Raw genomic sequence first — 21025 nt, 5'->3', positions numbered from 1 at the left:
CGCAGATTAGCGGCATGAAAGCCGTCATCCTCGCCGGCGGGCTCGGAACCCGCATTTCCGAGGAATCGGTTCTGCGGCCCAAGCCCATGATCGAGATCGGCGGACGGCCGATCCTGTGGCACATCATGAAGGTCTATGCCCAGCACGGCATCCGCGATTTCGTGATCTGCCTTGGCTACAAGGGCTATATGATCAAGGAGTACTTCGCGAATTTCGTGCTGCATCACTCCGATGTCACGATCGACGCGATCGAGAACCGCATCACCTACCATCAGAGCTCCGTCGAACCCTGGCGCATCACCTTGGTCGATACGGGCGAGACGACGCTGACGGGCGGTCGTCTCAAGCGGGTCCGCGATTATCTCGATCCGGGGCAGCCCTTCTGCTTCACCTATGGCGATGGGCTCGCCGACATCGACATCCCGGCGCTCGTCGACTTCCACTCTCGTTCCGGCCGCCTGGCGACATTGACGGCCGTCGTGCCGCCGGGCCGCTATGGCGCGCTCGATCTGGACGGAACCACGGTCAAGCGCTTCATGGAGAAGCCGCCAGGCGATGGCGGCTTCATCAATGGCGGCTTCTTCGTGCTGGACCCGCAGGTCATCGACATGATCGACGGTGACCAGGTGTCGTGGGAGGGAGCCCCTCTCGAGGCACTCGCCAGCAAAGGGCAACTGGGCGCCTATCGCCATCGCGGCTTCTGGCAGGCGATGGACACCTTGCGCGATCGAAACCTGCTGGAAGAGCTCTGGAGCAGCGGCCGCGCACCTTGGAAGGTCTGGCCGTGAGCACGGTGGTCGACGCAGGCTTTTGGAAGGGCCGGCGCGTCCTGCTGACGGGCCACACCGGTTTCAAGGGCAGCTGGGCTGCGCTTTGGCTGTCGGCGATGGGAGCGCATGTCTTCGGTTTCGCGCGCGCGCCCGACACGACACCGTCTCTTTACGAACTGGCCGGCGTCGATGCCGACGTCACCAGCACGATCGGCGATCTCGCCGACATTGCGGCCCTGCGCGATTGCGTCGAGCGGGCGCGGCCCGAGATCGTGCTGCATTTCGCTTCGCAGGCACTGGTCCGCAGGGCCTATCGCGACCCTGTCGATACGTTCGCCAGCAATGTCGGCGGCGCTGTCAACCTGCTGGAGGCTCTCAGGCATCGGGACGGCCTGCGCGCTATTCTCATCGTCACCACCGACAAGGTCTATCGCAACCGCAATGAGGGGGCCGCGTTCCGCGAAACGGACCCGCTATGGGGTGACGAGCCCTACTCAGCGTCGAAAGTGGCTCAGGAACTGATCGCCGGCACCTATGCCCGCAGCTATTTCTCTGCTGCCGGTATCCCTCTGGCGACGGCGAGGGGCGGAAACGTCATCGGCGGCGGTGACTTCGCCGAGGATCGGCTCGTGCCCGACATCGTCAGGGCCATCCAGAATCACACTCATGTCTCGATCCGCCACCCGCAATCGACGCGGCCCTGGCAGCATGTGCTCGATTGTCTGGCCGGATATTTCGTCTATGCGCAGGCGCTTGTCGCAAATGGCCCGTTGCCGCCTGCCTTGAATATCGGCCCTGGCCCGGAGGGTAGCCTGACTGTGGCCGATGTCGTCGGGCAGCTTTGCCGCGCATTGGGACATCCAGGCGCATGGTTGGCACAGGAGAGTGTCGGCCCCACCGAGGCCAGGACGCTGGCTCTCGATGTCACGCTTGCACGCGAGACGCTGGGTTGGAGCGACCGGTTGAAAGCCTCCGCAGCGATTGAAGCGACTGCGGCATGGTATGGCGCCTATCTCGGCGGAGCCGACATGCGTTGGGCCTGCCGAGGCGAGATCGAAGCCTTCATGCAGCCGGAGCATTTTTGAGCGAAGTGGGCACCGGTTCGCGTGAAGAAAATGCGATGAAACAAGTAGTTAGGGCGCTTCGCGGTTCGGAGAACGCGGAAGTGCTCTAGGTGCCGCAGATCGGCCCTGACCACCGGCCGCTCAAAATCAAGCCTGCATGATGGCCCCGGTTTCCGAACCCGTATATGGGGTCATGCCTCTGATCGAAGTCTCGAGATCCTGCGCAATGTCGAACATGGAACTTTCCGGTGCGGTCTGCCGCTCTTGCGGCGCGGCGTTGACGGCGACATTCGCCGATCTCGGGCTGTCTCCGATCTCCAACGCCTTTCCGCGCATTGCTGCGCGCCGGCAGGCCGAGCTGTTTTACCCTCTGAGAGCCTTCGTCTGTTCGGAATGCCGGCTCGTGCAGCTTGAGGATTTCGAAAGCCGCGAAGTCCATTTCAACGAGGATTATGCGTATTTCTCGTCGGTCTCGACCTCCTGGCTGGCTCATGCTGAGCGCTACGCCGCGGCGATGATCGATCGCTTCGAGCTTGGTGCCGCATCGCGCGTGATCGAGATCGCCAGCAATGACGGCTATCTCCTGAAGAACTTCGTTGCTCGCGGAATCGCGTGTCTGGGCGTCGATCCCGCCGCGAATTGCGCTGAAGCTGCCATGCGCAATTTCAATGTCGAAACGCGCGTCGGTTTTTTCGGCGCCGAGCTGGGAGCAGCCTTGGCCCAGGACGGTTGGCAGGCGGATCTGATCGCGGCCAACAACGTTCTCGCCCATGTGCCCGATCCGAATGACTTCGTATCGGGCTTCGCCAATCTGTTGAAGCCTGCAGGAACTGCGACGTTCGAATTTCCGCACCTGCTGGAACTCGTCACGCATTGCGAATTCGACACGATCTATCACGAACACTATTCGTATCTGTCGCTTCTGGCGGTTGAACCGCTCTTCGCGCGTGCCGGCCTGCGGGTCTATGACGCGGAGAGGCTATCGACGCATGGCGGCTCGCTGCGTCTCTTCGTGTGCCACCAGGCTGCGCCATTTCCGGAAACCGGCGCGCTCGAAGCGCTGCGTGCCGAGGAGCTCGCCGCAGGTCTGCACACAGATGAGTTTTACACGGCCTTTGCGGAATCCGTCCGCGAGACGAAGCGGAGCCTGCTCAAGCTTCTGATCGAACTCAAGACCGGTGGCGCACGCATCTGCGGCTATGGCGCTGCGGCGAAGGGAACGACGCTTCTGAACTATTGCGGGATCAAGACGGATATCCTCGACTTCGTCGTCGATCGCAATCCGCATAAGCAGGGCCGCTTCGTGCCCGGCACCGGAATCCCCATTCTGGGCGCCGAGGCGATCGACGAGCATCGTCCCGATTACATTCTGATCCTGCCTTGGAATATTCGCCAGGAGATCGTCGAATCGATGAGCCATGTGCGCCAATGGGGCGCCAAATTCATCGTTCCGATCCCGAGCCCTTGCATCCTTGATTGATGGCAGTGCCGGTCAGGCGCGCGCCAGGACTCCGGACATGACCTCGGCATAGCCGTCCAGCATGGCGTCTCGCGTCATGCCGGAGGTGATGATGCTTTCGCGAGCCTGGTCGCGCATGCCTGCAAGCCGCCCCGCTTGGGCCGCGCCGCGAATGCCGTCTGCGAGAACCTCGACATGGTCGACAGAGGCGAGGAAACCGTTCTCCCCGTCGCGAATGATGCGCTCCACGTCGCCGACGCGAGTGCTTGCGACCGGGGTTCCGCAGGCCAGGGCCTCGAGCATCACCAGCGGCATGCCTTCGATCGACGAGGTCATGACGAGGATGTCGAGCGCCCCATAGAGACGGGGCAGGTTGGAACGGTCCAGTTTGGCAATGATGCGGACCGGCAGGTTCTCAGTAGCGATGCGCTTTTGCAGCTGTGGTAGTTCCTCGCCATCTCCGACCATGATTGCCCTGATCGGCAAAGCTCCCGACAGTCGCGAGACGACGTCGAGGAATTTGTCAGGTCGCTTTTCACCACTGAGCCTGCCGACGAAGCCGAGCAGGATGTCGCCCGCGGCCACGCCGCACTCAGCCTTGAGCGATGCGCGGTCCGCTGCTGGCTGAAACAGGTCGGTGTCGATTCCATTCGGAATCAGCTTTACGCGCTCGGCCGGTATACCGCGTGCGACCAGGGAGTTCCGGACCTTGGCGCTGATCGCGATATGCGTGCTGAAAGCCGCCGAATACCGCGCCGCGTTCCGGATATGACCCTCGGCAAGATCATTATGCACGATGTCGATGAAGGCGAGATGGGGGAAACGGGCCTTCAACTCCGGGGCGCGCTCATAGGTGAGCGACGAGTTGCTCGTCAGGATGGCACGGGAGCCCTCGACCTGGACCAGTGCCGCTAGCGTTGCGACCAACCGGTCCGCGTCCAGCAGATCGCCGGCATGGAGGATATCCTGCGCCACGGTTGCAAACAGGCCGCGCATGGCGTGCTCGCTTGGCAGCATGGTGACGATGGTTATCCGCCAGTCCTTTGCCAAACGGCCCAAGACGTCGAGGAGAACGACCTCGGAGCCTCCCATCGGCAGCCACGGCACGACCACGAGACAATGCGGCCGCTCGTCGTCGCGCCGACGGGTCGGCAGCGACAGCAAGGCTGCTTCGAGACGTTCCGCCCCGCCGATGGCATCCGCTGCCAAAAGCGGATGGTGTGGGCCGAGCGCGGTGGCGACAACATCGTTGGCGCCAGGCTGCAGCGAGGCGCAGGAATAGCCTGAGGACAGCCCGTCGCGCAGCCGGGCGATCCAGGCTTTTGGCGCGAGGCCACGCTTGAGGCGCTTATTGGCCGGTAAACCCTGGAGGATGGCGCTTCGTCGTACGAACAGCAGGCCGGCTTCCGGTGATGCGTCCGTTACCAGCGCATCGATATCCTGTTCGGCGAGCAGCAGGCCGGCCGTCAGCCACTGCTCGATCGTGAGCGCCTCGAGCCCTCTGGCCGGTATTGCGAGAATCTCGGCCGCAGATTGTTCAATCTGCTCGGCGAAATCGGGGCCGTCTGGGCGCAACATCTCAAAGGGGCGGTTGACGACGACCGGCGAGAGCGAGCCGGTCTCCTGCCAGGCGCGGGTCTTGTTGGGCGTCTTGGCCCGCTGCGCCGGGGCCTGTGGCGAGGCGACCGATGCCGGTTGCAATATCGAGAAGCGGCGCAAGAGACTCCCGGCCGCTTGCCTCCCAAGCCGGAGTGCCTCGCGGTGGCGGTATTCCCGCAAGGCATCGATCATCGGGCTGAGATGGGCGGTCACGAAGCCTGATGTCGGGCCCAGCAAGCGCCGGCCCACACGAGTGCCCAGATATAGCGAACGGAACAGGCTCCTATGAACGATCCGGCTTGGCCGCCGGAGGATCTCACCCCGGATGGCAATCTGAAGATGGGCGGATTCATTGCGAGCCTGCTGCAACTGCGCGGTCAAGTCGGCAGCCTTGACGGCCTCTCGACCGATCTGTGACAGCAAGTGGCTGTGCTCATGGTCCAATTGCTGATGGCGCTCGGCGAGATTGTTGTAGTCGGCCGCCAGCTTGGTGAGATCACGATAGGTCTGCAGCCCCAGTGCCGCTTGTCGCCGTAGCTCGAGATTGCGTTGGCGCCTGGGCTCTGCGCCATAGCCCAGGATAGGCGACTGCTTCTCCAGGCCTTTGCCTTCAAAGCGTGACCAGAATGGCTCGAAGCTCCAGGCGTCGAATGGCGTGAGGCGCTGCCCGTCGAAATCGGCGATGACGGCGTTCTGGCTGTCCGGCGCCAGGATTGCCGCCATGCGCGAAAAGCTTGAATTGCAGACGGCGAGCTGGCCGGCCCGCCGCATGATCTCGAAATCAAGCATTGCGGGTGGCAGGCCCGGTACGGTTTCAACGTCGCTCAGGCTTTTCGCGCGAAAGCGCGCGAATGCCGGCAGGACCTCGTCGGGCGCGTCGGTCGCCACGTAGAGGACTGCGTCTGGATGCTTGGCAAAAACGGCATCGAGCCAGTCGGCATACCAGGCTTCGGGAACCGGGCGGTACCAGGGCAGGCCGTTCTTGTGCAGTTCGACATAATCGCCGCGGCGAACATGGATCGCGATCAGCGGGCGCGTGTCGCCTTCCGTAAGCGCGGAAAGCCTTCGTTCGACATCGGCTGCCTGAGCCTCCTCGAGCTCGTAAAGGCGGCGCAGAAGCTGGCGATGAGGCGCCCAACAAGCAGGTAATTCCTGGAAATAACCCCAGAAATCGGCATCGACCGGCGGCGCCTCCAATTTCCAGAGGTCGATGTCGTCATTGTCGAAGGCATAGTAGCGAAGCTCGGTCGGTAGCGGTGCTTCTGGCTTGGGGTCTACGACGGTATAGATGCCGTTCCCGTCCCATTCGGGAAAGGTTACTCTGCAGCCATAGCGTAGACCGTAGAATTTGACATAGACGTGCTGGAAGATCTGGTTGGCAAAACGGCCGTTGGAGCCGAGCGAGGACATCGTGACCTGGCCGCGAGCCTTGCCGCCCAGGCGCGAAATACCCGTGACGTGGCTTGAACGCAGGAAGAGATCGCCGCATGCGTCACACGCGACGGGTACGAAGCCCAGATCGAAGGCAAGCGGCCAGAACGGCCAGAAAGGCTCTTGATCGGCAGAGTCGCGTCTCAGGAAAATCGCGACGATGTCGGGTGTGAGAGCCTTTCGCAGAGTCGGCGCGCTGATTGCCCGCGAGCGGAACTCCAGGATGCGGGCGTCCGCGGATAGGCCGTGCGCCGACAATGCGACGGATAGGCTTTCGTCCATGTCGATCAAACCGTCCATCCAGCAATCTTGGAGTTGAATGCGCCGCAAACTGCTTCAGCTATGGCGAACGCCGCCCTTTCTCTCCAGTTCGACCTCGATGAGGTCGCTGGCTACCATTTCCTGAACCAATTGCTGGAAGCCCGTCTTGTGAGACCAGCCCAGCTTGGTCTTGGCTTTCGTGGGATCCCCCAGCAGTTGCTCGACCTCGGTCGGCCGGAAATATTCCGGGTCGATCTCCACCAGCGTTGCGCCAGATTTCGCGTCGATGCCCTTCTCGTCGACGCCGGCGCCTTCCCATCTGATGGTGCGTCCGACATGCGCAAACGCCAGTTCGACGAACTCACGAACCGAGTGCATCTCACCGGTTGCCAGGACATAGTCGTCGGGCTCGGGCTGCTGAAGCATCAGCCACATGCCCTCGACATAATCGCGTGCATGCCCCCAATCGCGCTTGGCGTCGACATTCCCGAGATACAGCCTGTCCGTCAGGCCCAACTCGATTGCCGCGACGGCGCGGGTGATCTTGCGCGTTACGAAAGTCTCGCCGCGAATAGGGCTCTCATGGTTGAACAGAATCCCGTTCGAGGCATGAATGCCGTAAGCGTCGCGATAATTGGCGACGATCCAGTAGGCATAGAGCTTGGCGACAGCATAGGGCGATTGCGGATTGAAGGGCGTCGTCTCGCTCTGGGGAACCTCGCGAACCGCGCCATAAAGCTCGGATGTCGAAGCCTGATAGAACTTGGATTTCTTCTCGAGCCCCAGGATACGCAGAGCTTCCAGCAGCCTCAGGGGTCCGATGCCATCCGCGTTGGCCGTGTATTCCGGCGTTTCGAACGAAACCTTTACGTGGCTCTGGGCCGCGAGATTGTAGATCTCGTCCGGCTGGGTTTCCTGGACGATACGGATCAGATTGGTCGAGTCCGTCAAGTCGCCATAGTGCATGAAGAAATTCGTGTCTTTCCGATGTGGGTCGACGTAGAGATGGTCGACCCTCTTCGTGTTGAACGACGATGAGCGCCGCTTCACGCCATGAACGGTATAGCCTTTTCCAAGCAGAAGCTCCGCCAGATAGGCGCCGTCTTGCCCGGTAACGCCAGTAATCAAGGCAGTTTTCTTTGTCATGATTTTGTCCCTTCGCCGATTATCTGGCGTTTATCTTAATTGAACGAATGGCTGGAGAGGCGGGCTGCCGGTGTCTTCAGAAGTTCTGCGATGCAAGAACGATGGCTGGCCGGCGAGTGGTGCGTCTCCAGGAAAGTCCGAATTCCAAGCGCCAAGCGCTCGCGCAGTGAGGCGTCACGATAGAATGCGGCGAAACAGTCCCTCGCCTCGGCGAGCCTTGTGCTGTCGGACGCGGAAATCGTCAAGGAGACGGCGCCTCTGCCCACGACCTCCGACAGGGGGGCGATATCGGCCCCAACAATGGGCAATCCGGCACGAAGCAGGGCGAGGAGTTCGTCATACGTCGCCGTCGACCCGTTCATGACCAAAGCCAGATCGAAATTTGCGAGTTCGTGCTCCGCCGGAATTTCGGTGGCCGTGACGAGGCGTACCTTGAGCCCAGCGGCAGGACACAGTTGCTGCAGCTGCGCCGCTTCCGGTGCTGTGAGGCCAATCGCCAGAATGCGGTGGCTCAACGACTGTCGAGCGGGCCGTTGAGCGTCGAACTCCACCGGAGAGTAGGCGATGCGCCAGATGTCCGCGCGTCGATCAAGCCTGTCTCGATCGCGCTGCTGCCCCGTTTCCGAGGAGTGGATGACCAGGGTCGCCTCGTCGAGGAACTCCGAAAGGAAGTCGAACGGGTCGGGTTGGACCATGCTGACGCCTCGAAAGGGCACTGCTCGATCATCCGCCCTGTAAAAGATCTTTTCGCGATCCGCCAACAACCGCCCATAACGGCCCAGGATCCGTGCTGACATCGTGTCGGATGCGAGGTGAAGCCGCGCGCCGATGGCGGCGATCTCGATGAGGCGATAGGCGACGAGATCGCGCTGGTCGGCCGACAACCCTTCGACAAGATGCGCAAGATTGACGATGACGGCATTGCCGAGGGCCATCGAAGGCATGTCCTCGTCAAATGCGGGATCATCGACGAGGACAAGGCTTCGCGTGGCACTATCGATATCCGAAAGTGCCTTGAGCGCGGCGAAAACCGCCTTGCCTTGCGGAGATGTCGGCGTCGAGACGATACCGACTTCGGTAAAGCGAAGCCCGGCAACGCGTCGGCATGCCTCGAAATAACCGACACCGGCTGCGAAGTCGCCATTGCGCGTGGAGACGACGGGGCAGTGCTCCATCGATCCCAGTGAAATGGCCGGATCGATCAGGTTGGCGAGCCTGACTTCCTCGCAATTCGAGAGCGACATCAGGAAACGCAAGCGTTCGGTCTCGCAATCGACCGCGTCCTGGCCGTATCGGAGGAAGCGCCGTGCGCCGGGAGCTGCAAGGGCGAGATAGGTTTGCGGCTCGAACAGCGGGCTCGGCGGGATCAGGCGCGCCGACTGACTGTTCATGTTGGATGACAGGCTGTTCGCGCGATGCCGATAAAACAGGATGACGGCCGGAGCGACCACGAACTCGGCGCCCTTGGCGATGGCCGTGGCGTTGAAGTGCCAGTCTTCATATGCGTAGCCCGGCCCGAGGCGGACATCGATGAACTGGTTCAGATCGACGATGCTGCGATGGACGAAAAGTCGCGATATGTACGGATGCTGCGAGAAGAAGGCGATCGGCGGTATGCTTGCGCTGCCGTTGTAGACCGCCAGGAGATGAAGCGATCCGAAGCCGAAAAGATATTCGGGGACGACGATCGTCCGGGGAGAATGCTTGAGCGCCGTCTGATGCGAGACGAGCGTCGTGTTGCTCGAGATGAGGTCGTCTTCGTCGCAAAACTGAATGTAGTTCGCGCGGGCATGGCGCAGTCCGTCCTGGCGCGACAGCCCTAGAGAGCCGTTGTCCAGCCGAATGACGCGTATGCGCTCAAAAGCGTCGGAGTGATAGGCTTCGACCCACGCCACGGTTTCGGGCGGCGATCGATCGAGCGCCAGCAACAGCTCGATTTCCAAGCCGGAGGAACGGGCTTTTCTGGCGGCGGCCTCCAGCGAGCGCATGGTTCGCCGCAGGTAGCCACCCCCTGCATGAATGTTGACCACCATGCTGACGTCGAGCAGTGGAAGCGTATTTTCAGTCATTCTGGAGAGTTTCAACCACTTTCTGCGCGGCCTGTTCGTGTAGCCGTTGGAAAACTCAGGGGCAAGCAGCCTTGGCCGATGCCGTTCGAAACGCTCGCTCACCGTGAGCCATGCGGTGCGCGCTTCGGAAATTGTGTCCGTTTGTATCTGATGTCTTCCTGTCCTAGGCTGCCGGATCGACGCGTAACGACAGGTGGCGAATGCGTTCGGAAATTATCTCCTTGGCTGCGATCGTTGGGCGGGACTGGACCCATGGCGAGTACTATGACTCTGCCGAGCAGAGCATGGATACGCAGTGGGCGGCAGTGATCTGGCCCATCATTGAATCCGCGAATTTTGAGCATGTGGTCGAGATAGCGGCGGGCCACGGGAGAAATACAGAAAAGCTAGCTCAAATTAGCGGAAAGATATTTGCGACTGACATCAATCAGGAAAATATAGAATTCTTGAAAGAGCGATTCAAGAATTCAAAGTCTGTTGAAGTTTTTCGAAATTCTGGGGCGGATTTGCGCATTATAGAAGGCGCGACTGCGTCATTTGTTTACTCGTTCGACGCAATGGTGCATTTCGATAGCGATATCATCAGAAGTTATATCAAGGAGATAAGGCGAATATTGATGCCGGGAGGGCGCGCATTCTGCCATTATAGCGGGTTCGACCAAAATCCGACGGGGACATACCGTGATCACCCCGGTTGGCGAAATTTCATGAGCCGCGAACTTTTCGAGCACTGGCTGTCGAAGGAGGGATTCAGGATTCTGAAATCCGCCTATATTCAAGGTGTCTCGGTTTTGACGGAAGATCGCACTCAGTCAGACAACGTAACCTATTTCGAGCTTCCGCTCGACGCCGAGCCAGGTGGAGAGTTTCTGTCCAGCGAGGAACGAATGCACGAGCTGGACGAGTCGTCGGCTCGATATCGCGCTGAGATCGCCACGCTCGGCAGTGAGATCGCCCTGCTCAGCAGGCAACTGGAGGGGATGAAGACATCGACGAGTTGGCAGGCGACTGCCCCGATCCGATGGCTCAAAACCAGGCTGAGCGGCCGATAGGCGGAGATTCCTGCGAGCTGGCTCGCGGGCAGAACGGGACATTTTGCTCGATAACAACGGGCGATCTTGCTGGCGCGTTTTCCTTCGATTTGGGTATCGGGATGCGAGGCGGCGTGCATTCATTCCAGCACCGCTGCAACGCTTGATTGGGGCTGTTGTGAGGCTCTTGAGCCACTCGGCCAATAGTCCGGACTGCTACAAGCAGCCAAACATCAGCTGTCTTCATCCGCGCCCTTGACATTGAACTGCTGCTCGTCTGCAAGGAGAGCTTCTGGACGCGGCTTGTATGGTTTTCCTCTCGATATGTCTCATGGCGTGACCACGCAGCGGATCAACCCAGCCGTTGTGATTGTGGTGCTGGGCCTGATCGGCAGCACTTTCCTCTGGGTTCTGCGCGATACGTCGGTCTGGCCATGGGATCAGGCCTGGTATGGCGAGGTCGCTCTCGATCTTGCCCAATCGCGTCGTGGCAATGGCTGGGAGTGGCTCAGGGCCTCTCTCGCCGCCTTCGGCTCGAAGCCGCCTCTGCTCGCCTGGGTCGCTCAGTTCTTCGCGCCGTTGTCGCGTTGGCTGGGAGATGTCGAACCCGCGCTTTTGATGGTCAACGTGTTGGCGCAGCTCGCGACGCTGCTGCTCATCGCCAGGATTTGCGCCCGCATGGGCTGTGGCGTGCTGGCTCAATTGGCTGGCGTACTCGCCTTTGGCGGCAGTTCGCTGTCGCTGGGGTTGTCGCACCAGTTCCTGACCGAGACGCTGCAGATGCTGAGCGTCGCCATCATGTTGGACCTCATATGGAAGGTCGAGCAGCGAGCTGTCACGAGCACCATTCTATGGGGCGTTCTCATCATGGCGTTTGCGATGCTGGTCAAAGCATCGAGTTTTTCATTCGCCATACCCTTTATCGCTTACGGCATCGTCGCCTGCTTGATCCGAAAGGATGCCAGGCAGGCCGCACGACCTGTTCACGTGCTCCTGCTCGGGTTGGCTGCTGTCCTGGTGTGTGCTGCCTGTGTCGGCTGGTACTGGGTCAATTGGACCCCGATGACCCAGCATTTTCGCAATGCGACCTCGAATGACGTCGCCTTGGCCTATGGCAGCGTCGGAACGCTTGGCAGCAAGCTTTCCCTCTGGACGCAGTCACTCGCCTTGGCGCTGTCGCCTTGGCCGTTCATTGCTGTTGTCATTGGCGTGCCGATTGCCTTGGCCTTCGCGGTTTCGCTCGCGAACGTCGTCAAGGCGCCGCGCTATCAATGGCCGCTCCTCGCTCTCGACAATGGCTTCCTCTATGCGGGAGCTCTGATCGGCACGATCGCGCTCACCGTTCTCGGTCTCGCCATGCAGATCAACGAAGAGACGCGCTTTCTGTCACCGACGCTGCCGATGATTGCCGTCCTTCTGGGCTGGGCGCTGACGGTCTTGCGGTGGCGCTGGCTCCAGCTCCTGGCCCTCATCGCCGTCGGCTGCAACGCGGTCTACGCGGTCAGCTTCGCGCATGGCTACAATCCGCTCGGGCTCCAGCCCTCAGTCTGGCTCAAGCCGGTCAACCTTGACGCCGATCGCAAGAATCTTCTTGCGCGCGCCGTGACGGAAAGCTGTTCCGCGTCGAGGCCAAATCGATACGCGATCATTGGCGTGGAGTATCCATCATTCAATGCGAATTCTGCCGCCTTCTTTTCGGCGAAGCAGCAACGCAAGGCGCGATATAGATGCTACTATACGAGCCTTGGCTACGCGGAGGCTGATCTCGACAAGGCCTTGGCGAGGATCGACAGCCTCGACGCAGACTATCTCGTAACCTTCACCCCTGACCGCCAGCGCGATCCCGATCTGTTCAACCGTATATCGGGCGTCGTCGCGGAGAGACTTTCGTCCGATCCGCGCTTCACGGCGACCCAGGATCGTGACAGCGGTTTGATGATCTTTCACAGACGCCGTTGACCTCAACCAGGCTCAACCAGGCACGACAACTTTCAGGCTCGATCGTCCATGTTCAAACAGGAAACTCCTGATCTCGCGGGTCAAGGGCTCGCGGTCTTCGAAGGCTCCGAGCGCTTTGCCGAGCAGCGCGCCCAATGGCGCGAGAAGGCCGCGTTCTTCCATGAGGAGGACAATAAATATCTGCGCTTCATCATTCCCGAGGGCAAGTCGGTCCTCGAGATCGGCTGCGGCATCGGCGATACGCTGGCGGCGCTGAAGCCGTCGCGCGGCGTGGGGGTCGATTTCAGCCCGAAGATGATCGAGGTCGCGCGCAGCCGCCATGCGGGTCTGGATTTCATCGTTGGCGATGTCGAGAATCCGCAGACGCTGGCAGCCATTCAAGGGCCGTTCGACTATATCCTGATCGTCGACACGCTCGGCCACATCAAGGATGTGCAGGCGCTGATCGCGTCGCTTCATCGGCTGTGTGACCGCAAGACGCGCCTCGTCGTCGCCTATTTCTCGCATCTCTGGCAGCCCTTGTTGTCGGGCGCGGAGGCGCTTGGCATCAGGATGCCGTCGGAACCTTCCAATGTGTTGTCGCCTGCTGATTTGCGGGCGTTTGCCGAGCTCGCTGATTTCGAACCTGTGAAATCCGAGGCGCGCCTGATCTCGCCTTTCAGGCTTTTCGGGCTTGGCTCGGCTTTGAACCGCTTCGTCAGCCATCTTCCGCTGGTGCGCTCTCTGGCGCTTCGTCACTATCTGGTGGCGCGTTCGCTGGTCATGAAGGACGATGGACTCAAATCGGTCTCGATCGTCGTCCCGGCACGCAACGAGAAGGGCAACATTGAACCCGCCGTCCAGCGCATTCCGCGCTTTTGTGACGATATCGAGATCATTTTCGTCGAGGGGAACAGCAAGGACGACACCTATGAGGAGTGCCTGCGCGTGCAGGCCGCTTATCCTCAATATGACATCAAGGTGATGAAACAGCCCGGGAAGGGCAAGGCCGACGCGGTTTTCACGGCCTACGACGTCGCCCGCGGCGATGTTCTGATGATCCTGGATGCCGACCTGACCATGCCGCCCGAACAGCTTCCGAAATTCTGGGAGGCGATCGTCTCCGGCAAGGGCGAGTACATCAACGGTTCGCGGCTCGTCTATCCGATGGAGGACGAGGCGATGCGCTTCCTGAATCTCATGGCCAACAGGACCTTCTCGATCCTCTTCTCCTGGCTGCTCAATCAGCGCTACACCGACACGCTTTGCGGCACGAAGGTGATGCGCCGGGTCGACTACGAACGGCTCAAGGAAGGCAGGGCCTATTTTGGTGATTTCGATCCGTTCGGCGATTTCGACCTGATTTTCGGTGCGGCCAAGATGTCGCTCAAATCCGTCGACCTGCCTGTGCGGTACGCTGCGCGGACCTATGGCGAGACGCAGATCTCGCGGTTTTCGCATGGCTGGCTGCTGCTGAAGATGGTCGTGTTCGCCTTCTTCAAGATCAAGGCGCTTTGACCGGGCAAGTGCCTCGACCGGGCAAATGCGGCGTTCCAATGCGGTGTTTGGCCCGGCGGCAGCGCGCCTGGTGGAGCGATATCGACAACGATACGCCAGCGCGCGCTTGCAGGCGCGACGGTTGGCGGGAATGCGACGGAACGCGCGGATGGGCAGGTCCGCAATCGGCTTGCCCTCGCGCGCTCTGATCAGGCTGTGAGGCAAGGTCTGCAATGAGCGCCTTAAGAAAATACCCTTACGCCTTGAAATACCCCTACGCCTTTGCGCGTCACGTCATGGACAAGATCGCGACCGTAACACTGGGAGCCTTGTTCGTGTCCGGGCCAGGCCGCCGCTTGCGGGCGGCGTTGGCCGGCGTAAATCCGGTTTCACGGGTTCCTGAGATCAAGGTCGCCCTGATCGCACACGCCTATTACGCCGAGCTGCTTGACGAGATTCTCGCATGCCGGGCCGTCTTGCCCGGCATCGTTCCGCTTCACGTGACACTGCCGGCGGAGCGCATGGAGATCACGAAGCAATATCTCGCTGGCGTGCCCGATGTCATTCTCCATCCATGCGAGAACCGGGGCCGCGACATCGCTCCCTTCCTGACGGTGCTCGGCTCCGGCGCGCTCGATGGCTATGATGCGGTGCTCAAGCTGCACACCAAGCGCAGCCCGCATCTGCTTGACGGCGAGATTCGTCGCAAGCTGCTGTTCGACATGCTGTGTGGCGAACGCAATGCGGCCTTGCGGGTTCTTGCGGATTTTGAAGATCCGTCGACCGGCATGGTCGGCTGGCGCAATTGCTTCCGCACGAGCCCACCCTATTGGATGAAGAACGAGGCTCGCGTGCGGGAGCTGGCTGGGCGGATGGACGCGCCTGCGGATGCGGTTCGTCTCGGCTTCTTCGAAGGCTCGATGTTCTGGTTCAGGCCGGCGGCTTTTGCTGCGTTGCGCGAGCTCAAGCTGCAGCCTGAGGATTTCGAACCGGAGGAGCGTCAGCTCGACGGCACCCTGCATCACGCGGTCGAGCGCTGTTTCACCATCGCGGCCTGGGCGCGCGGTTTCACCGTCCGTGACCTGCGCGGGCGCATTCTGGGCTGAGGCGCTGCTAGATCCCCTGCGGAGCCGGGCCCAGCCGTGCTTGCAGGCCATCTCGCAAGGCTCCGAAGACGAGACGCCGGATGGGGCGGTCGAAGCGGTGCGCCAGCAGCAGCAGCGCCGCCTGCGCCGTGACCCGGGCTGCTGTTCGAAGGCGCCAGCTCCACGGGATATGCGCCAGCCGCAGGCCGTAGAGGCCGTTGCGGAGATAGTAATAAGAGCGCAGCGGCGATTGCCGCAGGATTTGCGGCTGGCGCTTGCCGTTTTCGGCCGCGCCGCCCCAGCGATGCGGCATCGTCACCTTTTCCGCGAGGTAGCAGCCATGGCCGTAGCTCCAGGCGCGGAAACACCATTCGACATCGATTCCGTCGATGAAGTAGTCCGCCCGGAACGGCCCGACCGCCTGCCATGCCGCAAGCGAGACCAGGGAGCCCGAGGTCGAGAGAAAGTCGACGGCGCCTTCAGCCACGCCGTCCTTCGCCGCGCGTCGTGAATACCAGGGGGCGAGATAGCCCTCTTCGGCCGGCGAGACGAGGAGAGGACCGATAACGGCGGGGGGAAGCGTCGGGGACGCAGCGAGGGCTTGCAGATGCGCGAGCAGGGCACTCGCCATCCCGGGCGCAGGCACACTGTCCTGATCCAGCAGCAGGATGAACGCAAAACCCTCCGCCGCCGCGGCCTCGGTGACGGCGTTGAGACCGTGCCCGAGACCCATATTCTCCGGCGCGCGGATGAGCACCGCATGAGGGGACTGCGCGAGCCTGCGTTCGATCTCTTCGTCCAGCGGTCCATTGGCGAAGATGAAGAGGCGCAAGCCGTCGGCCTCGAGCGGCGTCAGCAGCTCATCCAGTACTCCGGCGTCCGGCCGATAGAGCACGGTTGCCGCTGCGACAGTGCCCGGGGCGCGGTCGTCAGTGTGATCCTGGAGAGGGGCGTAAGCCACGCCGGCCCGGCTCTAGGCGCTGATGTCGCGGGCCACGTGCAGCAGATACTGGCCGTAATCGCCCTTGGCGAGGCGCTCGCCGAGGCTGGTGAGCTGTCGCGCGTCGATCCAGCCCTGCCTTGCCGCGATCTCCTCCGGGCAGGCGATGCGAAGGCCTTGGCGGCTTTCCAGCGTGCGCACGAACTCACCGGCTTCGAGCAGGCTGTCGGGCGTGCCGGTGTCGAGCCAGGCGAAGCCGCGTCCCATGGTTTCGACCGAGAGTTCGCCGCGCTCAAGATAGACCCGGTTGACGTCGGTGATCTCGAGCTCGCCACGCGGCGAGGGCTTGAGATTCCCTGCAATCTCGACGACCTGGGCATCGTAGAAATACAGGCCTGTGACAGCCCAGTTCGACTTCGGGGCCTTCGGCTTCTCTTCGATCGAGCTCGCCTTGCCGTTGGCGTCGAAATCGACCACGCCGTAACGCTCCGGGTCGCGCACATGATAGGCGAAGACGCTGGCGCCCTTGGCGCGCGCGGCGGCCGAGGCCATCATTTCCGGGAGCGTGTGGCCGTAGAACAGGTTGTCGCCCAGGATCAGCACCGAGGGCTCGCCGGCGACGAAATCGGCGCCGATGATATAGGCCTGTGCCAGCCCGCCAGGATTGGGCTGTTCGGCATAGCTCAGCGTCATGCCCCAATCCGAACCGTCGCCGAGCAGGCGCCTGAAGTTCGGCAGGTCGGTCGGGGTCGAGATGATCAGCACGTCGCGGATGCCCGCCAGCATCAGCGTGCTGAGCGGGTAGTAGATCATCGGCTTGTCGTAGACAGGCAGGAGCTGCTTCGACATCGCCAGCGTCATCGGGTGGAGCCGCGTTCCGGAACCGCCGGCCAGGATGATGCCCTTCATCGTCGTTTATCCCGTCTGTTCTGTCATGAGCCGCGTCAGGCAGCTCGAAAGCGATCCGCGCCACTCGGGCAGCGTCACGCCATGGATGGTAGCAAGCTTGGTGCAATCGAGTCGCGAATTTGCCGGGCGCGTTGCCGGCGTCGGATAATCGCTGGTCGCGATGCGCTTGACCGTGACCGGACCTGCCCCCATGGCGGCGCGTTGCGCGAAGATCGCCTCGGCGACATCGGCCCAGACGGCTTCACCCTGGGCGCTCATATGGAAGACGCCGCGCAGGTGCTTATCCTGCGGCCGGGCCAACAGGTTCCTCGCAACAGTGAAGACGGCGTCGGCAATGTCGAGCGCATTGGTCGGACAGCCCCGTTGATCGGCGACGACGCCGATCTCGCTGCGGGTCTCGGCCAGGCGCAGCATCGTACGGACGAAATTCTTGCCGAAGGGGCTGTAGACCCAGGCCGTGCGCAGGATGGCGTGGTCCGGCGTTGCGGCCGCGACCGCCGCTTCGCCGGCGAGCTTGCTGAGGCCGTAAGCCGAGATCGGTCCGACCGTATCATCCTCGCGATACGGCCGGTCCAGCGCACCATCGAAGACATAATCGGTCGAGATCTGGATCACCGGCACGCCAAGCGCGGCAGAAGCGCGTGCGACTTCGCCGGCGGCCTGCCCATTGATCAGCATCGCGGTTTCGGCTTCGCTCTCGGCGAGGTCGACGGCGGTGAAGGCTGCGGCGTTGACGACGATGTCGGGTCGGCAGGCCGCAAGAGCGGGGGCGATCGTCTCGATCCGCTCCAGATCGAAGCCGGGGCGGCCTAGCGGGATGACGACATCACCTGCCGGCGCTCGCTCCAGCATGGCGAGCACAACTTGGCCGGCCTGTCCGGTAACCGCGATCCTCATGGCGCCTCAGCCGAAATAGCGCGGCAGGTCGGCAAGGCGCGGATGCTTGCGATCCTTGTCGGACAGGACGAGCCGGTCATGAGGGATGCGCCAGTCGATGCCCAGCGCCGGATCGTCAAAGGCGATGCCGTGGTCGTTCTGCGGGCCATAGAGCGCGGTCACCTTGTAGAGCACTTCGGTATCGGGCTCGAGCGTGATAAAGCCATGCGCGAAGCCGACCGGAACCAGGAGCTGCTTCCAGTTCTCAGCCGAGAGCTCGACTGCGACATGGCGGCCGAATGTGGGCGAGGAGGCGCGGATATCGACGGCGACGTCGAGGATGCGGCCCTTAGTGACGCGCACCAGCTTGTCCTGCGCGAAGGGCGCCGACTGGAAGTGCAGCCCGCGCAGCGTACCGACGGTCGCCGACAGGGAGTGGTTGTCCTGCACGAATTCGAGGTCGATGCCGGCTTCCTTGAAGCTCGCGCGGTTATAGGTCTCGGAGAAGAAGCCGCGATGATCGCCGAATTTCTTCGGCGAGATCAGCTTCACATCCGGGATGGCGGTGGCTTCGACGCTCAACATGCGGGCGGGTCTCGATCCTGTTCGTGGCTGAAATCAGGCCGCGCCGAGGCGCTCGCCGCGATAAACGCCACTGCGTATGTCTCCCCACCATTCCGAATTGGCCAGATACCATTCGACGGTATGGCGCAAGCCGGTCTCGAAGGTCTGCTTCGGCTTCCAGCCGAGCTCGCGGCCGATCTTCCCGGCGTCGATCGCGTAGCGCGCATCATGGCCCGGTCGGTCGGTGACATAGGTGATCAGGCGCTCGCGCGGGCCGGCCGGATCGGGCCTGAGCTCGTCGAGCAGGGCACAGATGCCCTTGACCACGTCGATATTGGCCATCTCGTTATGGCCGCCGATATTGTAGGTCTCGCCGACGACGCCCTTTTGCGCCACGCTCAGCAGCGCGTCGGCATGGTCGTCGACATAAAGCCAGTCGCGCACATTCAGGCCGTTGCCGTAGACCGGCAGCGTCTTGCCCTCGAGCGCGTTGATGATCATCAGCGGGATCAGCTTCTCCGGGAAGTGATACGGGCCGTAATTGTTCGAGCAATTGGTCATCAGCGTCGGCAGGCCATAGGTGTGGTGCCAGGCCCGCACGAGATGGTCGGAGGCCGCTTTCGAGGCGGAATAGGGCGAGTTGGGCTGATAGGCCGTGTCCTCGCGGAAAAAGCCCTCGGAACCGAGCGAGCCGAAGACCTCGTCAGTCGAGATATGGTGGAAGCGGAAGGCGGCCTTGCGTGCCTGGTCGAGACCGCGCCAATGCCGCAGCGCCTCCTGCAGCAGCGCGAAGGTGCCGACGATATTGGTGTCGATGAAGGCCGAGGGGCCGTCGATCGAACGGTCGACATGGCTCTCGGCGGCCAGATGCATGACGATGTCGGGGGCGAAATCGGCGAAGATCGCGCGCATGCGCTCGCCATCGCCGATATCGGCCTGTTCGAAGCGATAGCGATTGCTCTGTGCGACCGGCGCGAGCGAAGCGAGATTGCCGGCATAGGTCAGCTTGTCGACGACGCAAACCTGGTGCTCGGTCTCGGCGATCAGTTTTCTGACCACGGCCGAACCAATGAAGCCGGCGCCGCCGGTGACTAGGAAACGCAAAGACATCAATCCCTGTCCCTCATCCGGCGCCAGCCGATGGAACAGCCAAAGCCGTCCTCATTCGCCGCACCGACGAATTCTGGTGCCGACAATTCAAGTTGAACGCCTTCGTTCGCCCTGTCCAAATCAGGACAGGGCACGGCTGTCAATCGCGTTGGTCCGCCGATGGCGAGATCGGAAGCCTGCTCACTGCGGAGGAAATTTGCGCTTCAGGGGGCCGAGCTTGTGTCGGATCGGCGCCAGGCTGCGGTAAACCGCATGCATGAGCAGCCGCTTCATCCTGACGCCGCCCAGCAGCAGCAGATTGCCTAAGCCTGCAATGGGCCGGCGCGTCGATGCGTAGGCGTAGTCTCGGCGAATGAATGACTGCATGTCGTTGTGAGTCACGGAGATGCGCTGGATGGCCTCTATGCTCCTGCCTTGTCCGGTCACCGTGCGTTCCAAATGATCCTGGATCATAGGCACCAGCTCCGGTGCGTGGCGCCCGACGATCTCGGGCCATTCAGCCAGGTCGGCGATGCGGCAGGGGTTCACGCGGAGCAGCTCGATCTTGAGGAAAGGGATACCCTCATTCTCGATCAGTTCGCGCCACAGGAAATGGCTGTAGTTGGAGGACATGTGCATGGCGCGGCCGGTTCGTGACAAGCCGCTGAACAGGGCATGCAGCCGGAAGCCGTTGTTCAACAAGGTCTGGGAGAGGCCGATTTCGCCATTGCGGATGATGTCCGTTTTGACCAGCGTGCTGAAATCCTGGGCGAACACGGCCCGGAAATCGGGATGCGCATGGACGCGTTTTTCGAGCAGGAGGAACCAGCTCTGCAGGTGGCGGGCGATCTCGAGGCTTTCGATCATGCCATAGGCATCGGCCTCAACGCTGGTCAGGCGGCGAAGCGCCTCGCCGAAATCGCCGACCGGAGCATAGACGCTGTCATTGGCGATCAGGAGCTGGCCTGTGACCTGGTCGGCGTAACGCTCGAGCCCGAGCCCCCAGGACGCGAAATCATGGCCGCGATTTTCGCGCAGGATCACGTCATGGGCGACGCTTTTCAGCCGCGCCACATCCTCGGCTGACAGCTTCGAGGTCGAGATGACGACGATCGGGAAGCCCGCGCTGCGAATGGCCTGCAGATAGTGGATAACGTAGTCGGCAACGAGGTCGTCTTTGTCGAAATGGGCGAAGAGGCAAAGCTTATCAAACATTTAGTGGTTCTCGACAGGTGGCCGCCCTTGTCCGTTGGCTGTACTGTTCATCTTATGCGCATAGGAAGCTTTTGGCCTGCGC

Annotated in this window: 16 protein-coding genes; 7 read left to right on the top strand and 9 right to left on the bottom strand. The window is 61.8% G+C overall.

From position 1 onward, the window contains the following. The first annotated feature begins 14 nt into the window (after positions 1-14). From rfbF to ACSQ3P_RS12250, 3 genes are all read left to right on the top strand, one after another. On the top strand, positions 15-788 hold the full coding sequence (gene rfbF, locus ACSQ3P_RS12260; RefSeq protein WP_436165834.1) for a glucose-1-phosphate cytidylyltransferase: 774 nt from the start codon (positions 15-17) through the stop codon (positions 786-788). Continuing rightward, positions 785-1855 carry a CDP-glucose 4,6-dehydratase gene (gene rfbG, locus ACSQ3P_RS12255; RefSeq protein ID WP_436165833.1) on the top strand — a complete coding sequence of 357 codons (1071 nt, stop codon included), beginning with the start codon at positions 785-787 and terminating at the stop codon, positions 1853-1855. Before rfbF ends, rfbG begins: the two co-directional genes overlap by 4 nt. Before the next feature lie 214 nt (positions 1856-2069). Then, on the top strand, positions 2070-3314 hold the full coding sequence (locus ACSQ3P_RS12250) for a methyltransferase domain-containing protein (protein ID WP_436166246.1): 1245 nt from the start codon (positions 2070-2072) through the stop codon (positions 3312-3314). A 12-nt stretch (positions 3315-3326) separates the two neighbouring features. Here ACSQ3P_RS12250 and ACSQ3P_RS12245 read toward each other — a convergent pair whose 3' ends face one another. The 3 genes from ACSQ3P_RS12245 to ACSQ3P_RS12235 are packed head-to-tail and all read right to left on the bottom strand — an operon-like array spanning position 3327 to position 9901. Further along, positions 3327-6623 carry a glycosyltransferase gene (locus ACSQ3P_RS12245; protein ID WP_436165832.1) on the bottom strand — a complete coding sequence of 1099 codons (3297 nt, stop codon included), beginning with the start codon at positions 6621-6623 and terminating at the stop codon, positions 3327-3329. A 36-nt stretch (positions 6624-6659) separates the two neighbouring features. Next, positions 6660-7730 (bottom strand): GDP-mannose 4,6-dehydratase, encoded by a 1071-nt coding sequence (gmd, locus tag ACSQ3P_RS12240; protein ID WP_436165831.1) that lies wholly within the window; start codon positions 7728-7730, stop codon positions 6660-6662. Positions 7731-7765: 35 nt separating this feature from the next. Continuing rightward, positions 7766-9901 (bottom strand): glycosyltransferase, encoded by a 2136-nt coding sequence (locus ACSQ3P_RS12235; RefSeq protein WP_436165830.1) that lies wholly within the window; start codon positions 9899-9901, stop codon positions 7766-7768. Between the two features lie 119 nt (positions 9902-10020). Here ACSQ3P_RS12235 and ACSQ3P_RS12230 point away from each other — a divergent pair, with 119 nt between their 5' ends. The 4 genes from ACSQ3P_RS12230 (at position 10021) to ACSQ3P_RS12215 (ending at position 15371) form a co-directional block, all read left to right on the top strand. Next, positions 10021-10851, top strand: a complete 831-nt coding sequence (locus tag ACSQ3P_RS12230; protein WP_436165829.1) for a methyltransferase domain-containing protein — start codon at positions 10021-10023, stop codon at positions 10849-10851. Positions 10852-11133: 282 nt separating this feature from the next. After that, on the top strand, positions 11134-12789 hold the full coding sequence (locus tag ACSQ3P_RS12225; protein WP_436165828.1) for an ArnT family glycosyltransferase: 1656 nt from the start codon (positions 11134-11136) through the stop codon (positions 12787-12789). Between the two features lie 48 nt (positions 12790-12837). Further along, positions 12838-14286, top strand: coding sequence for a glycosyltransferase (locus tag ACSQ3P_RS12220; RefSeq protein ID WP_436165827.1), 1449 nt, complete (start codon positions 12838-12840; stop codon positions 14284-14286). 212 nt (positions 14287-14498) lie between these two features. Next, positions 14499-15371 (top strand): rhamnan synthesis F family protein, encoded by an 873-nt coding sequence (locus tag ACSQ3P_RS12215; RefSeq protein ID WP_436165826.1) that lies wholly within the window; start codon positions 14499-14501, stop codon positions 15369-15371. Positions 15372-15378: 7 nt separating this feature from the next. On the opposite strand, the gene ACSQ3P_RS12210 is transcribed toward ACSQ3P_RS12215, so the two are convergent. From ACSQ3P_RS12210 to ACSQ3P_RS12185, 6 genes are all read right to left on the bottom strand, one after another. After that, positions 15379-16311, bottom strand: coding sequence for a glycosyltransferase (locus tag ACSQ3P_RS12210; RefSeq protein ID WP_436165825.1), 933 nt, complete (start codon positions 16309-16311; stop codon positions 15379-15381). A 12-nt stretch (positions 16312-16323) separates the two neighbouring features. Next, positions 16324-17199, bottom strand: a complete 876-nt coding sequence (rfbA, locus tag ACSQ3P_RS12205) for a glucose-1-phosphate thymidylyltransferase RfbA (protein ID WP_436165824.1) — start codon at positions 17197-17199, stop codon at positions 16324-16326. A 6-nt stretch (positions 17200-17205) separates the two neighbouring features. After that, the gene (gene rfbD, locus ACSQ3P_RS12200; RefSeq protein WP_436165823.1) at positions 17206-18096 is read right to left on the bottom strand and encodes a dTDP-4-dehydrorhamnose reductase; all 891 of its coding nucleotides are present in this window, start codon (positions 18094-18096) and stop codon (positions 17206-17208) included. Positions 18097-18102: 6 nt separating this feature from the next. Next, complete coding sequence (rfbC, locus tag ACSQ3P_RS12195) at positions 18103-18660, bottom strand: dTDP-4-dehydrorhamnose 3,5-epimerase (RefSeq protein ID WP_436165822.1); 558 nt, start codon at positions 18658-18660, stop codon at positions 18103-18105. 33 nt (positions 18661-18693) lie between these two features. Further along, positions 18694-19749, bottom strand: a complete 1056-nt coding sequence (gene rfbB / locus ACSQ3P_RS12190; protein WP_436165821.1) for a dTDP-glucose 4,6-dehydratase — start codon at positions 19747-19749, stop codon at positions 18694-18696. 180 nt (positions 19750-19929) lie between these two features. Further along, entirely contained in the window at positions 19930-20943 is a 1014-nt protein-coding gene (locus tag ACSQ3P_RS12185; protein ID WP_436165820.1) for a rhamnan synthesis F family protein, read from the bottom strand. Positions 20944-21025: the final 82 nt, after the last annotated feature.

Origin of the sequence: Allobosea sp. LjRoot9, from assembly GCF_964252745.1 — a bacterium.
GTDB lineage: Bacteria > Pseudomonadota > Alphaproteobacteria > Rhizobiales > Beijerinckiaceae > Allobosea.
Note: the sequence above shows the minus strand (reverse complement) of the source record. Positions and strands in the feature narration are given on the sequence as shown.

Bases quoted from the DNA above. Each gene is read 5' to 3' on its own strand.
- rfbB (WP_436165821.1), bottom strand. From the start codon at position 19,749: ATGTCTTTGCGTTTCCTAGTCACCGGCGGCGCCGGCTTCATTGGTTCG.
- rfbA (WP_436165824.1), bottom strand. From the start codon at position 17,199: ATGAAGGGCATCATCCTGGCCGGCGGTTCCGGAACGCGGCTCCACCCG.
- rfbF (WP_436165834.1), top strand. From the start codon at position 15: ATGAAAGCCGTCATCCTCGCCGGCGGGCTCGGAACCCGCATTTCCGAG.
- ACSQ3P_RS12185 (WP_436165820.1), bottom strand. From the start codon at position 20,943: ATGTTTGATAAGCTTTGCCTCTTCGCCCATTTCGACAAAGACGACCTC.
- ACSQ3P_RS12220 (WP_436165827.1), top strand. From the start codon at position 12,838: ATGTTCAAACAGGAAACTCCTGATCTCGCGGGTCAAGGGCTCGCGGTC.
- ACSQ3P_RS12215 (WP_436165826.1), top strand. From the start codon at position 14,499: ATGAGCGCCTTAAGAAAATACCCTTACGCCTTGAAATACCCCTACGCC.
- rfbD (WP_436165823.1), bottom strand. From the start codon at position 18,096: ATGAGGATCGCGGTTACCGGACAGGCCGGCCAAGTTGTGCTCGCCATG.
- ACSQ3P_RS12250 (WP_436166246.1), top strand. From the start codon at position 2,070: ATGGAACTTTCCGGTGCGGTCTGCCGCTCTTGCGGCGCGGCGTTGACG.
- gmd (WP_436165831.1), bottom strand. From the start codon at position 7,730: ATGACAAAGAAAACTGCCTTGATTACTGGCGTTACCGGGCAAGACGGC.
- ACSQ3P_RS12245 (WP_436165832.1), bottom strand. From the start codon at position 6,623: ATGGACGGTTTGATCGACATGGACGAAAGCCTATCCGTCGCATTGTCG.
- rfbC (WP_436165822.1), bottom strand. From the start codon at position 18,660: ATGTTGAGCGTCGAAGCCACCGCCATCCCGGATGTGAAGCTGATCTCG.